Annotated in this window: 10 protein-coding genes; 9 read left to right on the forward strand and 1 reads right to left on the reverse strand. The window is 59.4% G+C overall.

The genetic code is table 11. The features are described from left to right. Positions 1-76 precede the first annotated feature (76 nt). From clpB to U741_RS0114135, 7 genes are all read left to right on the forward strand, one after another. Positions 77-2,683, forward strand: a complete 2,607-nt coding sequence (gene clpB, locus U741_RS0114100; RefSeq protein ID WP_029891095.1) for an ATP-dependent chaperone ClpB — start codon at positions 77-79, stop codon at positions 2,681-2,683. Positions 2,684-2,872: 189 nt separating this feature from the next. After that, positions 2,873-3,100: a hypothetical protein gene (locus U741_RS0114105; protein WP_029891096.1), complete on the forward strand. Its 228-nt coding sequence runs from the start codon at positions 2,873-2,875 to the stop codon at positions 3,098-3,100. Positions 3,101-3,509: 409 nt separating this feature from the next. Next, on the forward strand, positions 3,510-4,058 hold the full coding sequence (locus U741_RS18620; RefSeq protein ID WP_052378842.1) for a GspH/FimT family pseudopilin: 549 nt from the start codon (positions 3,510-3,512) through the stop codon (positions 4,056-4,058). Continuing rightward, positions 4,055-4,600, forward strand: coding sequence for a type IV pilus modification protein PilV (gene pilV, locus U741_RS18625; RefSeq protein WP_052378843.1), 546 nt, complete (start codon positions 4,055-4,057; stop codon positions 4,598-4,600). The genes U741_RS18620 and pilV overlap by 4 nt, the downstream gene beginning before the upstream one ends. Continuing rightward, a complete protein-coding gene (locus U741_RS0114125) occupies positions 4,597-5,559 on the forward strand; it encodes a PilW family protein (RefSeq protein ID WP_029891099.1) in 963 nt (320 codons plus the stop codon). The genes pilV and U741_RS0114125 overlap by 4 nt, the downstream gene beginning before the upstream one ends. Before the next feature lie 2 nt (positions 5,560-5,561). After that, positions 5,562-6,206 (forward strand): PilX N-terminal domain-containing pilus assembly protein, encoded by a 645-nt coding sequence (locus U741_RS0114130; RefSeq protein ID WP_161776237.1) that lies wholly within the window; start codon positions 5,562-5,564, stop codon positions 6,204-6,206. Between the two features lie 45 nt (positions 6,207-6,251). Next, positions 6,252-6,947, forward strand: a complete 696-nt coding sequence (locus U741_RS0114135) for a hypothetical protein (protein WP_029891101.1) — start codon at positions 6,252-6,254, stop codon at positions 6,945-6,947. On the opposite strand, the gene U741_RS0114140 is transcribed toward U741_RS0114135, so the two are convergent. After that, a complete protein-coding gene (locus U741_RS0114140; RefSeq protein WP_029888535.1) occupies positions 6,906-7,940 on the reverse strand; it encodes an IS630 family transposase in 1,035 nt (344 codons plus the stop codon). The genes U741_RS0114135 and U741_RS0114140 overlap by 42 nt on opposite strands. A gap of 259 nt (positions 7,941-8,199) precedes the next feature. Between U741_RS0114140 and U741_RS19310 the strand changes: the two genes are divergently transcribed. Beyond that, entirely contained in the window at positions 8,200-12,456 is a 4,257-nt protein-coding gene (locus U741_RS19310; protein ID WP_161776239.1) for a pilus assembly protein, read from the forward strand. Continuing rightward, positions 12,453-12,779: a type IV pilin protein gene (locus tag U741_RS19755; protein WP_052378844.1), complete on the forward strand. Its 327-nt coding sequence runs from the start codon at positions 12,453-12,455 to the stop codon at positions 12,777-12,779. The genes U741_RS19310 and U741_RS19755 overlap by 4 nt, the downstream gene beginning before the upstream one ends. Positions 12,780-12,785: the final 6 nt, after the last annotated feature.

Below are 12,785 nucleotides of genomic sequence, written 5' to 3' on the forward strand. Positions count from 1 at the left end.
CGGGCGGACAATTGAATTTAGCACCGCGGCCACCATTGTTTCGGCATCCCGACAGGGTTTCACATTGGAGACTGAAATGCGCATGGACAAGCTGACCACCCGCTTCCAGCAGGCGCTCGCCGACGCCCAGAGCCTGGCCGTGGGGCGCGACCATCCGGCCATTGAGCCGGTGCACGTCATGGCCGCCCTGCTCGAGCAGCCGCAGGGTTCCACCACGCCATTGCTGGCGCAATCCGGCGTCGCATTGCCGGCCTTTCGCAAGGGCCTGGGCGAGGCCCTGGACGCACTGCCCAAGCTCGGCAACGCCGACGGTAACGTGCAGGTCAGCCCAGCGCTGGCGCGCTTGCTGAACCTGGCCGACAAGGCGGCCCAGCAGCGCAAGGACCAGTTCATCGCCAGTGAGCTGTTCGTGCTCGCCGCCACCCAGGACGCCGGCACGCTCGGCCAATTGCTCAAACAGCACGGCGCCACGCCCGACGGCATCACCCGCGCCATCGACGCTGTGCGCGGCGGTCAGAGCACCGACTCGGCCGATGCCGAAGAGCAGCGACAGGCGTTGCAGAAGTACACCATCAACCTCACCGAGCGCGCCAAGAGCGGCAAGCTCGATCCGGTGATTGGTCGCGACGAAGAAATTCGCCGCGTCATCCAGGTCCTCAGCCGCCGCACCAAGAACAACCCCGCTTTGATCGGCGAACCCGGTGTCGGCAAAACCGCCATCGTCGAGGGGCTGGCGCAGCGCATTGTTGACGGCGAAGTGCCGGAGTCCCTCAAGGGGCGTGAACTGCTGTCACTGGACCTGGGTGCGCTGATTGCCGGCGCCAAGTTCCGCGGTGAATTCGAAGAGCGTCTGAAAGCGGTGCTCACCGACCTGGCGAAACAGGACGGCAACGTGATCCTGTTCATTGACGAAATTCACACCCTGGTCGGCGCCGGCAAGGCCGATGGCGCCATGGACGCCGGCAACATGCTCAAGCCGGCGCTGGCGCGCGGCGAGCTGCACTGCATCGGCGCGACCACGCTCGACGAGTACCGCAAGTACATCGAAAAGGATGCCGCGCTGGAGCGCCGCTTCCAGAAAGTGACGGTCGGCGAACCCAGCGTCGAAGATTCCATCGCCATCCTGCGTGGCCTCAAGGAGCGCTACGAAGTGCACCATGGCGTCGACATCACCGATGGTGCGCTGGTCGCCGCCGCACAGCTATCGCACCGTTACATCACTGACCGCAACCTTCCCGACAAGGCCATCGACCTGATGGACGAAGCTGCCTCGCGCATCCGCATCGAAATCGACTCCAAGCCCGAGTCTCTGGACCGGCTTCACCGGCGGCTGATCCAGCTCAAGATCGAACGCGAGGCGCTGAAAAAGGAGAAGGACGAAGGTGCCAAGCGCTCACTCGCCGCGCTCGAAAGTGACATTGCCGAACTCGAGCGCGATTACGCCGACCTAGACGAACAATGGAAAGCCGAAAAATCCAGCGTCGCGGGCAGCGCCAACGTCAAGGAGGCGCTGGAAAAGGCGCGGCTGGAACTGGACACCGCGCGCCGCAGCGGTGACCTGACGCAGATGGCCGAACTGCAGTACGGCAAGATTCCCGAGCTGGAAAAGCAACTGGCCGCCGCCGCCGAACGTGACGCCAACGCGCCGGCAACCGAATCCAAGCTGGTGCGCACCCGCGTCACCGAAGATGAGATTGCCGACATCGTCGCCCGCTGGACCGGCATTCCGGTCAGCAAGTTGCTGGAGGGTGAGCGCGACAAATTGCTGCGCATGGAAGACGCACTGGGCCAGCGCGTGGTCAGCCAGAGTGAGGCCATCAGCGCCGTCGCCAACGCCATCCGTCGCTCGCGTGCCGGACTGTCAGACCCCAACCGCCCCATCGGGTCATTCCTATTTCTCGGCCCCACCGGTGTCGGCAAAACCGAACTGTGCAAAGCCCTCGCCGGCTTCCTGTTCGACTCCGAAGACGCGATGGTGCGCATCGACATGAGCGAGTTCATGGAGCGTCACAGCGTGAGCCGACTGATCGGTGCGCCGCCGGGCTATGTGGGTTACGACCAGGGCGGCACGCTCACCGAAGCGGTAAGGCGCCAGCCCTACTCGGTGATCCTGCTCGACGAGGTCGAAAAGGCGCACCCGGACGTGTTCAACGTGCTGCTGCAGGTGCTGGACGACGGCCGCCTCACCGACGGTCAGGGTCGTACCGTGGACTTCCGCAACGCGGTGGTGGTGATGACCTCAAACCTGGGGTCCAGCCTCATCCAGGAAATGATGGGCAAGACCGGCGAGGCCAGCGAGTACAGCGCCATCCGCGAGGCGGTCATGACCGTGGTCGGCCAGCACTTCCGGCCAGAGTTCATCAACCGCATCGACGAGTCGGTGGTGTTCCACCCGCTGGGCAGTCGCGAGATTCGCGCCATCGCCGCAATCCAGACCCAGCGCGTCATCCAGCGACTGGCCGAACGCGGCATGACGCTTCGCTTCACCGACGCGGCACTGGACCGTCTCGCGGAAGCGGGCTTCGACCCGGTCTACGGCGCACGGCCACTTAAGCGCGCCATCCAGCACCAGGTCGAGAACCCGCTGGCCAATGAAGTGCTGAGTGGGCGCTTTGCCAGTGGCGACACGATTGAGGTAAGCGTGGGCGATGACAAGCGGCTGAGTTTCAAGTCGGTCGTGTAAGCGCCCATGCCCCGTCGGCGGCATGAAGCATCGTGTCGGCATGAATGCCGACCTACCGGAGATGCCGCTGTAGGTCGGGCTTCAGCCCGACCAAATTGTCCTTTGCCCTTTGCCCTGAGAGTCGATGCCCCTAGCCTCCTCCGGCGAGTCAGCAGTACTCTGTCATCAGCGTAAGCAAAGGTACCAACCGTGTCCGAGCTTGATTTCGCGAAGGAACAAATCGCTTACCTCAAGGTATGGCTGGGCATTCTCGTGGTCACCGACATCAGCCTTGTGGGGTGGCTCGCATCCAGCATTTCCACAGCACAAACTGCGTTATTGTTGGTTGGTGTCGTGGCCGCAATCATCGCGACCTTGGGCATTTTTCTCATTCACCGTCGCATCGCGCGGCGAATAGACGGACTCAAAGGACTCTAACCATGGACATCCTCGTTGCTTTCCTTGTCCTCGGCGTGGTCGTGGCGTTTGTCGGCATGGCGTTGGACGCCAGCAGAGGCGCCAAATAGTCAACGAGACGGGCGCCGGCTCGAGTCCCCGCTGAACGGGATGATTCTCGACGCCGACACCGAGTTGGCCGCTGCGAAGGCCGGGTAACCGCGTTGATCAATGCGTTGCCTACGCGCGGGCTCGCCTCCCGAACGGTCGCTACGGCACGGGCCAGCCCGCGCGCTCATCACATCAGACGCGACGTTCGTCCGGTTGGGGCGCGCTCCTCGGGGCGGCAATGGCGCAAGCTCACCCGGCTTAGCGCGAAGGCTCGTGAAACCACGACAGCGCCATGCAATCCCGATAGGATACGGGCGACCCAGGACGACCTGAACGAGAGATGAGCTTGAACGCACGACCCGCTCGCCGGAGGGGATTTACGCTCATCGAACTGCTGGTGACGATTGCCGTTCTGGTGATACTTGCAACCATCGCCGTGCCCTCGTTCACCGCCGTGATTCGCAGCAATCGGGCGGTGTCGGAGGCCAACCAGTTGCTCTCTCTGTACCGACTTGCCAGAAGCGAAGCCATCAGGCGCAACCAGTCTGTTTCGATCTGCCCGACGACGAACGGCGAAACGTGCGCTCCCAACGCCAGCTGGGAAGAGGGTCTGATGGTTTTTGTAGACGCTAACCGCAACAGAGTCCGAGAGGGTGAAGACGAACCATTGATTCAATCATTGCAACCCTTCAGCAATGTTAGCGACCTAACGCCCTCGCCTGCGGCTTTTAGTGCGGGGCTCATTCTGACGCCAGTCGGTCGTTTGGCCACCGAGGAAATGGGCGCAGGACTTGGACTCGGTAACATCACCATCGCCCCCCTTTCAGGCTCTGATGAGTACAACAAGAAGATCGTGATTGCCAGGTCAGGTCGGGCGCAAATCGAATGAGTCGCCTAGCGCGCCAATCCGGACTGAGCCTCATCGAAGTCTTGATCTCGTTGGTGGTGATCGGCATCGGACTGTTGGGGATTGCCGGCCTGCAAACCACAGCCGTGCAGAGCAACTACTTGGCTTACCAGTACTCCATGGCGGCGCGCCTGGCCGAGAATCTGGCTGAGGCGATGCGCAGCAATCGCGAAGGTTTACTCGACAACGCCTACGCGCTGGAACTGGGCTCGCCGCCTGACGCACCGCCCACCGACTGCAGTGCCGCGTCTTGCACGCCAGCGCAATTGGGTCTGTGGCAACTCGCTGATTGGTACAGCATGTTGGCGACGCCCGAAGAAGGCTTTGAAACCACCCAGGCCAGCCTGACCGATGCCCTCCCCCTGGCACAGGCATCGGTGACCTGTGCAGATCCCTGCGACGACAGAAGCCTGCGGGTCATCACCGTGCTGTGGGATGCCACCCGCCGCGGCGTCGAAGGCACAGGCTGCGACCCGCAGGACGAGGATGACCTGCAATGCGTTCGTCTGGCGGTCTCGCCATGAAGCGCGTCCGCGGACTGTCGCTGCTTGAGCTGATGATCGCCATGACGCTGGGCCTGGTCGTGGTGCTGGGCGTGACCACGGTGTTCCTCGGCTCCAAACAGGGCTACCGAATGCAGGAAAGCACCGGGCGCCTTCAGGAAAATGCCCGCTTCGCCATGGACCTGCTGTCGCGCGAGATTCGCCATGCCGACTTCTGGGGCGGAACGGCACCCGGGGCCATTGAGAAAGCCGTATCGCTGCAGACGGTCGGCGCGCCCTGTACCGAGAACTGGATGGCGGATGTCACCCGCCCCCTGCAGGCGTGGGCCGGCGCGGCAGCATCACCGTTGAATGCCTGTACCGTACAGAATTACGTGCCCAACACCGACGTTCTGGTCGTGCGCTTCGCAGACCCGGCGCAGTACCTGAGAACCGCTCAACTCCCGGCGATCGATGGCACCAACGGCAACGTCATCTTGCGCGCAAGAGTCGGCAGAAACGGGCTGCTGTTCCCCTGGCAGGAGCAGGAAGCCGCCGTGTCATCAGGATTTCCCGGCGACGAATCCACCGGCGTCCTGACCTACCGGCTCGGCGGGCGGGTGCTTTTCGTGCGCGAAAACCCCGAGGGGCGCCCGGCCATTTATGTTCGCCAACCTGACAGTGGCGGTGTCTCGGACAGCACCGAACTGGTCGAGGGCGTCGAAATGATGCGGCTGCAATTCGGCATCGATGAAGACGGTGATGCCGTGGTGAATCGCTACGTCAGCACCGCCGACATGCTCGACACCGACTGGGACCGGACCCTGATCGTTCGTGCCGCGCTGATTGTTCGCGGCGACGCCCTCGACGACTTCTCGGACGACGCCACCTACACCCTTCCCGATGGCTACGCGTACACCCCTGCGGCGGCCGATCGACGCTTCCTGAGGCGTTTGTTCGTGCAAGACATTCAACTACGCAACCGGCTGGGTCGATCATGAACGTGAAGCGTCAAAAAGGATTCGTGTTGGTGGTGGCGCTGATCCTTCTGACCGTCCTCACCTTGGTGGCGGTAATCGCCACGCGCAGCGCCAGTCTTGAAGTGCAAATGGCCGCCAACAGCGTCTCTCGCATTGAAGCCTTCACGGCGTCCGAGGCCATGCGCCGGCCCCTCGGCGAAATCATCGATGTTCATACCTTCGCCCGAGGCTGGCCAGAAGCGATCGGGGGCAATGTCTCGGTGGCGGACTTCGCCTATGACCTTCCGCCGGGGATGACCCTCTGTGACGAAGGCAGCCAAGGCCGAGCCTGCGACGCCGGCACGCCGCGAAACTGGTATCTCGGCAACTCCGAAGTGGCGCCGGGCTTTGATCCGACCGTTCTGGATCAGGACGCCGACTACGTCATCGAAGCCACGGACACCCAGCCCTTGCGGCTTAACGCCGATATCTCGATCTACAAATTGATCACCGACCTCAACCCCGGTGCCGGCGCGGCGATGGTCGCCGGCTATGAGGGCGTCGGCAAATCAGCCGGCGCCGGGGGCGGCCGGGTCTTTTACTACGCCAGCAGCGTGGGTAATTCACCTGGCGATGCGCAGTCCGAGGCTGAAACCGGCGCGGACTTCCGTCATGTCATCCGCAATTAATCTCTGCTTTCAGGAAACCTGATGCCACATCACCGGACACTGAAAATGCGCCTCACCACGCTCGGCATCGGGGCCCTGATGCCCTGGGCAGTGTGGGCTGTCGGACTCGACTACCTGTCGGGCGCCGACAACATGCTCAAGTACGCAGCACTGCCGGTCACGAGTGTGGACTCGGCCCAGCCGCAAGCGATGATCACGCTGTCGAAAGATCACACCTTGTTTTTTAAAGCCTACAACGATTTTACAGATCTAAATGGCGATGGGGTTATAGAAACAACTTATAACCACTCTTTTATTTATTATGGATATTTCGATAGCTTCAAATGCTATAGCTATTCAAGTGACCGATTTGTTCCGGCAAATCGAACCGAAGATAAATATTGCAACAATCAATGGAGTGGAAATTTTCTTAACTGGGCGAGCATGACGCGGATTGACGTGGTCAGAAAAATTCTTTTTGGCGGCGCCCGATCAATTGATGACTCTACCGCGGCGGGTGGTGGTGACCAGAATCTCACCGTCCTGCAGCGCACATATTTGCCGAACGACGCGCACTCTTTTGCGAAGTATTACAACGGCCCGGATATCGCCAAATTAACCCCGTTCACAGATATCAGCACGAACAAGGTAGATAAGCGTGAGAACGGCATAACCCTGTGCAACACGACGGTCGATATACTAACCTTCTCAAAAGAAATGTCACCCTGCCGCATATTTGCACTCGGGCTGTCGGAAGAATGATTTCACGAGTTCGGGTAGCCGCTGGATTCGTCGGAGCGCACCGATGGCAAGGCGCTTCATTTCATCTTTGCTCTGCACCAACTGGCGCGAGACCTGCCGTTTCACATGGGCCCAGACCTGTTCGTCGGGGTTCAATTGCGGCGAGTAGGGCGGCAAGAAGAAGAGCTTGAGCTGTCCATTCAGGCTGTCGACGTAGTTTTTGATCAGCTTTGCCTTGTGGATGGGGTGACCGTCGACCACCACGAAAACCGGCTGCTCGGCCCCGATCATCAACCGCTTCAGAAATTCCCGAAACACCTGCGAAGTCACTGAGCCCTCATGGACCATAAATCGGAAATCTCCGCGTGGACTCACCGCCGAGATCATGTTCAACGAGAAGCGTCGTCCGGTGACTTGCACCACCGGGGTCTGCCCACGCGGCGCCCAGGTGCTGCCGGTGTGGTAGTCCGACCGAATGCCGGACTCGTCGGCAAAGTAGATCGTCGCGCCCGCTGCACGCGCCTCGGCCCGGATGGCGGGGTAGGTTTCCTGTTCCCATTGATGCACCAACGCCGCATCCTGCTGCCAAGCCTGATACAACGGCTTCTGTGCACTGAAGCCCAGCAGCTTCATGATTCGGCTGACAGAGGCCAGCGACAGCTTCTTGCCAAACTCACGGCGAATCAGTTCGGCAATCAGCGACAGCGTCCAAAGGCCAAACTGAAAGCGGTACTGCAACGGCGAGTGATCCCGTACCGTCTGTGCGAGCCAGCGCATCTCGTCAGCACTGACCTTTGGTGGTCTGCCGGGGATGGGCTTGGCCAGCAGCGCGTTCTGCCCGCCATTGACAAAGTCAGCCAACCACCTGTGAACACTGCGAACGTTCACACCAAAAGCCGCAGCAACACTTGCCGCAGGCTGGCCTTCACGCATGGCCTTGATCGCCTGCTGTCGCATTACCTGCAATGAATGATGATCGATAGAACGACCATCCGATGAGCGCTTGCATTTCATGGCCGTATTGTCTCATATTATGACAATACTTTCTAAAAGGTTAGTAACCAATAATGCCTTATCTCAAAACGTAAACGATCCACCCTTGATTCGAATTGCTCGGGGGAATTTCTCCTTGTGGGCATCGAATGAGCGCTGGCAATGTCGCTGGCGTGAGGAAACTAGAACCCCCGCGCCGGAAGACTGCACCGACGATCCAGGGCGGACGGGATGCAATGGCAACACACTGAGCCCACCAGGAAATGCTTCAGGGGACACCTTGAGCGGCATCCCGGCATGGGCAAGAGAGCCCAACAGGTCAAGCGAAGCGTTAAAATTCGACACGGTTACCAATGGTGATTGGAATGCTCGTGTTGAAGTTTGCAGCGAGGATTTAAAAGAAGGCGACAACTGCAAACGCTATCCCTCCGGGACCTTGAAGCCAATTGGCCTCTTGCAGGAGTTCGGAGACACAGAGCGTATGTGGTTTGGGATGGTCGCGGGCACTTACAGCAAGAACCAGTCAGGCGGCGATGTGATGAAAAGGGTTGGGCCATTTACTAACGAGGTCAATGTAAATGTCGATGGCCGTTTCATACGCGTTTCCGGTCTAAAAGACGAATCCGGCACTGTAAACGGCGCGCAGCAGAATCGTGCTAACGGTATTGTAAACGCACTTTCTCTTTACCGGATCGTCCAATACCGGCACTCAGACGGAACCTACGGAACAAACGGTAACAACACAAATAACTGTGACTTTGGTTTGTCTTCGCCCGCACCCGGAACCTGTCAAAATTGGGGGAATCCGCTCGCAGAGGCCTACCTGAGTACCCTTCGTTGGTACGGAAATGAACCTCCGTCCGGTTCATTCAGGGCGAATGATTCGACTTTTATTTCTGGGTTAAATCCACCACAATCTTATCAGCCTGCCTCTGTCACTGAGCAAAACTCTTGTGCGTCTTTGAACACCGTTATCTTCAACACCAGCACGGTTTCATACGATGGTGATGAGCTTGACGACCAATCAGATGGGATCCAATCTGCCGGCTCAACCATGAGTTCCGCCCAATTAACCAATCTAATCGGAGAAATGGAGGGCATACATGGAAAAGAGTGGTTTGTCGGAACGAGCGGAACGCAGGACAATCAGACTTGCACCGCAAAAACAGTGACTGCATTTGGCGATGTCACTGGAGTCTGTCCGGAAGCGCCTCGCCTGAGTGGTACATTCAAAATCGCAGGACTCGCATATTACGCGTTCAATAACGACATCAATTCTGACGGCAACGTCACAGGGGAGCAGCGACTCAAAACATACGCCGTTCAACTGGCCTCCGCCACGCCAAGTGTAAATATTCCAATTCCAAGCCTGCCAAATCAAAAAGTTACAATTCTGCCGGCTTGCAAAAACAACAGCGTTACACCTGCCGTGACGGGAGGGGGCGCATGTGCCATTGTCGATTTCAAAATTATTGAACCTCATTCTGAAACTGATGGAATTGGTAGAGGTAAGCTTTACGTTAACTGGGAAGACTCTGAACAGGGTGGCGACTTCGATCAAGACATGTGGGGAATTATTGAATATTCAATTACCTCATCTAAATTAACTGTCACCACAAACGTTATCAGTGACTCAACCCCAGACTCGATGGGTTTCGGATATATTTTGTCTGGAACCACCAAGGATGGCTTTCATTCTCATTCAGGAATCAACAGTTTCTCCTACATTGACCCAGCCGGAATCCTGGGTTGTAACGACTGCCAAGTTAGTAATAATCCGACAACTGTCGTCTACGACGTGGGAGGTTCAACCGCTGGAACGCTACAGGACCCTCTATGGTACGCCGCCAAATATGGAGGATTCCAGGGCAGTCATCAATTTGGCTCCAATGTGCCGCTGGAGAGGGAGCAATGGGACACCCAAAATATTCGAGGTGAGCCACTTCCAGATGGCAACCCTGACAATTATTTCTTTGCAGTTGAACCAAAAGAGCTCGAAAACGCCTTGCGACGTGTGTTCGACGCCATTATTGGCCAAACCTCTTCCGGAACCGCCGCATCGGTGGTGGCAAATGCCAGGGAAGGCGTCGGTGCAGTATTTCAGGCACTCTTCGAGCCCGTTCGTCGTGATAGCAATGGCAACGAAGTGGCGTGGATCGGCTCGCTGCACGCGTTGTGGATTGATGAACAGGGCCGCCTGCGCGAAGACGGCAACGGCAACGCCATGCTCGACGACTTTGCGGCAGACCCGGTGGTCGAAATCTTCTTCGACGAGACCAATCCCATCCCTGAAAACCGCCGCACGCGCGTGCGTCGTTTTCTGGGCGACCCGGACGACGAAGATACCGTGGCAGAGCTTGATGAGTTGTCGAATCTGCGCGTCATCTGGAATGCCCGCGACCGGCTGGCGGCCCTCTCCAATGCCCAGGTAACGGCCCAGCGCCCGTATGGCACGCCCGCGAACCTGGGTCGTCACATCCTCACTTTTTTGGATCTCAATCAGAATGGCAGAGTCGATGCAAGCGAGCAGGTCGCCTTCACCAAGGACAGTTTCAGTGCCCGCCGCTTCGGCATTCTGAATGCGCCCACCAAGGTGATCGCCGATCGGCTGGTTGACTTCACCCGTGGGCAGGATGATGCAGAGTTACGGTCGCGAACCCTGGACTTTTTCGACAACAACCAGCCGGTGACCTTGCGTTTGGGGGACATCGTTCAATCCACCCCCACCGTCGCCGCCACCCCGGCTGAAGCCTTTGACCTGCTTTACGACGACGCGACCTACGCTCAATTTCGTGAGCGCTACCGCAACCGGCGACAGATGGTTTACGTCGGCGCGAATGACGGCCTGCTTCATGCCTTTAACGCAGGCTTTTACGACACCGCCAACCGACGCTTCAATCTGACCGGGACGCGCAACGAGGTTCAGCACCCGTTGGGCAGTGAGGTCTGGGCCTACGCCCCGTACAACCTGCTGCCCCATCTCACCTGGTTGACCGACACCAGCTACCAACACGTCTGGTACGTCGATGGCAAGCCGCGGGTTTTTGATGCACGCGTGTATGACCGCCCCTGCTCGGACGCGCGCAACCCTTGCGGCTGGGCGACCTTGATGGTCGTCGGTTTCCGCTTTGGCGGCGGCGATCTCGTATTGCCGGCAAATGAGCGACGCAACACCCGTCGTCTTGGGTTTCAGGATTTCAGTAATCTGGTGGACGACCAGATCCAGACCCGCTCCGCCTACGTGGTGCTGGATGTGACCGATCCGGAGCAACCGCCAAAGGTACTGGCGGAACTGTCGGGCGAGCAGATTGGCTTCACCACCTCATTCCCCACCGTCGTTTCCAACAGCCAGCGAGGGCGCACGCCCGACAACAACCCCAACACAGATCGCTGGTATCTCGTTTTTGGCAGTGGGCCAGACAACTTGAACACCCGCCAAACCAACCTGATCGACGCGGCAAGCGACGACCCGGGCAAGTTCTTTGTCCATGACCTCACCCAGATGGCGGCTGGCAACGAATCGTTGAGGCAGACCTATGACCTTGGGAACAAAGCCCCCGAGAGCTTCGTCGGCGATCCGGTGACGGCAGACTGGGACTTGAACTTCAAGGCCGATGCCGTCTACTTCGGAACGGTTGCAACCGACGTGTCGCGCAGGAGGAATGACGATGACGCCAACGCCTTCATCGCAAGCCAGAACGGCTCTCTTTTCAAGCTTGATCTGAAGGAAGAGCCCGACTCAGTCAATTGGGTGGCGCCCAAGGTGATGCTCCAACCCGGCGGCCCTTCCGTGTCGACGCCTTCCGTCAGTTTTGATGAGCTCGGCAATCGCTGGGTCTATGCAGCGAGCGGCCGCCTCTACACCGACATCGACAAAACGACCGATTTTCAGAACTGGGTTTTCGGCGTGATTGACGTCCATGAGGACACCGCCTCGGCGCCCGAGCCCCTCACGGACTTCGCCAACGAGTTGGCCGATGTCTCGAATGCGGTCGTCACCCTGGACAACGCCGTGACCGGCGTCGGTGCAATTGGCGGCACGACGCCAACAAGTATTTCGCAATTGGAGCAGCTGATCGGTCAGCCGGCGCTTGAAGGCGATGATGCCCCCGTCCACGGCTGGCGATTCTCGCTGGCACGCACTGCGTCGTTGCCCTCGGAACGCAATGTCACCCAAACTTCTGTGTTGGGGGATGTGTTGTTCGCATCAGGCTTCTCGCCGTCCTCCGACCTCTGCGGCGGAGAGGGCGGAAGCGAGCTCTATGGCGTCTACTACAAGACAGGTACCCCACGCGGCGACCTGCCGATTTTCGGCAGCGTCGGTGGCGGAACAGCGCCGAGCGACGTGGCGCGTCGGTCTGTCGGGCTCGGCGCGGGTGTGGCGTCCGCGCCGTCTCTACATGTCGGGGCGGCTCGAGATGGTCGCGGCATCACGGTGCTGACGCAGACGTCGACAGGCGCCATTGAAAGCCGAGAGGCGGATGTCGGTGCGGGCGCCCGTAGCGGTGAAATCGACTGGCGAGAGCCACGTCAATGAACAACGCGGGTTTCACCCTGATCGAGACCATGATCACCGTGGCCATCATCGGAATTCTCGCGGCCATTGCCCTGCCCAGCTATCAGCGCTACCTGACCCGTGGCGCCGTCGTCGATGGACAGGCCTGCCTCGTCAACCTGCAACAGCGTGCCGAGCGCTTCTACATGCGTCGTGATCGCTACCCCAGCGCCGTGGGCGAACTCTTCGGTGACGACGAACAACTGAGCCAGGTCTGCGGCGAACAAAGCGACTATGAGGTCAGCGTCAACAGCTCGGCCGCTTGCCCGGCAGGCCCTGCCTGGAGCTCGAAGCCCGGCCCCTGACGCGTC

The organism is Polycyclovorans algicola TG408 (genome assembly GCF_000711245.1).
Lineage (GTDB): Bacteria > Pseudomonadota > Gammaproteobacteria > Nevskiales > Nevskiaceae > Polycyclovorans > Polycyclovorans algicola.

What these genes read in the sequence shown, in the direction of transcription:
- pilV (WP_052378843.1), top strand. Translation starts at nt 4,055, where the DNA reads ATGAGTCGCCTAGCGCGCCAATCCGGACTGAGCCTCATCGAAGTCTTG.
- U741_RS0114125 (WP_029891099.1), top strand. Translation starts at nt 4,597, where the DNA reads ATGAAGCGCGTCCGCGGACTGTCGCTGCTTGAGCTGATGATCGCCATG.
- clpB (WP_029891095.1), top strand. Translation starts at nt 77, where the DNA reads ATGCGCATGGACAAGCTGACCACCCGCTTCCAGCAGGCGCTCGCCGAC.
- U741_RS18620 (WP_052378842.1), top strand. Translation starts at nt 3,510, where the DNA reads ATGAGCTTGAACGCACGACCCGCTCGCCGGAGGGGATTTACGCTCATC.
- U741_RS19755 (WP_052378844.1), top strand. Translation starts at nt 12,453, where the DNA reads ATGAACAACGCGGGTTTCACCCTGATCGAGACCATGATCACCGTGGCC.
- U741_RS0114140 (WP_029888535.1), bottom strand. Translation starts at nt 7,940, where the DNA reads ATGAAATGCAAGCGCTCATCGGATGGTCGTTCTATCGATCATCATTCA.
- U741_RS0114135 (WP_029891101.1), top strand. Translation starts at nt 6,252, where the DNA reads ATGCGCCTCACCACGCTCGGCATCGGGGCCCTGATGCCCTGGGCAGTG.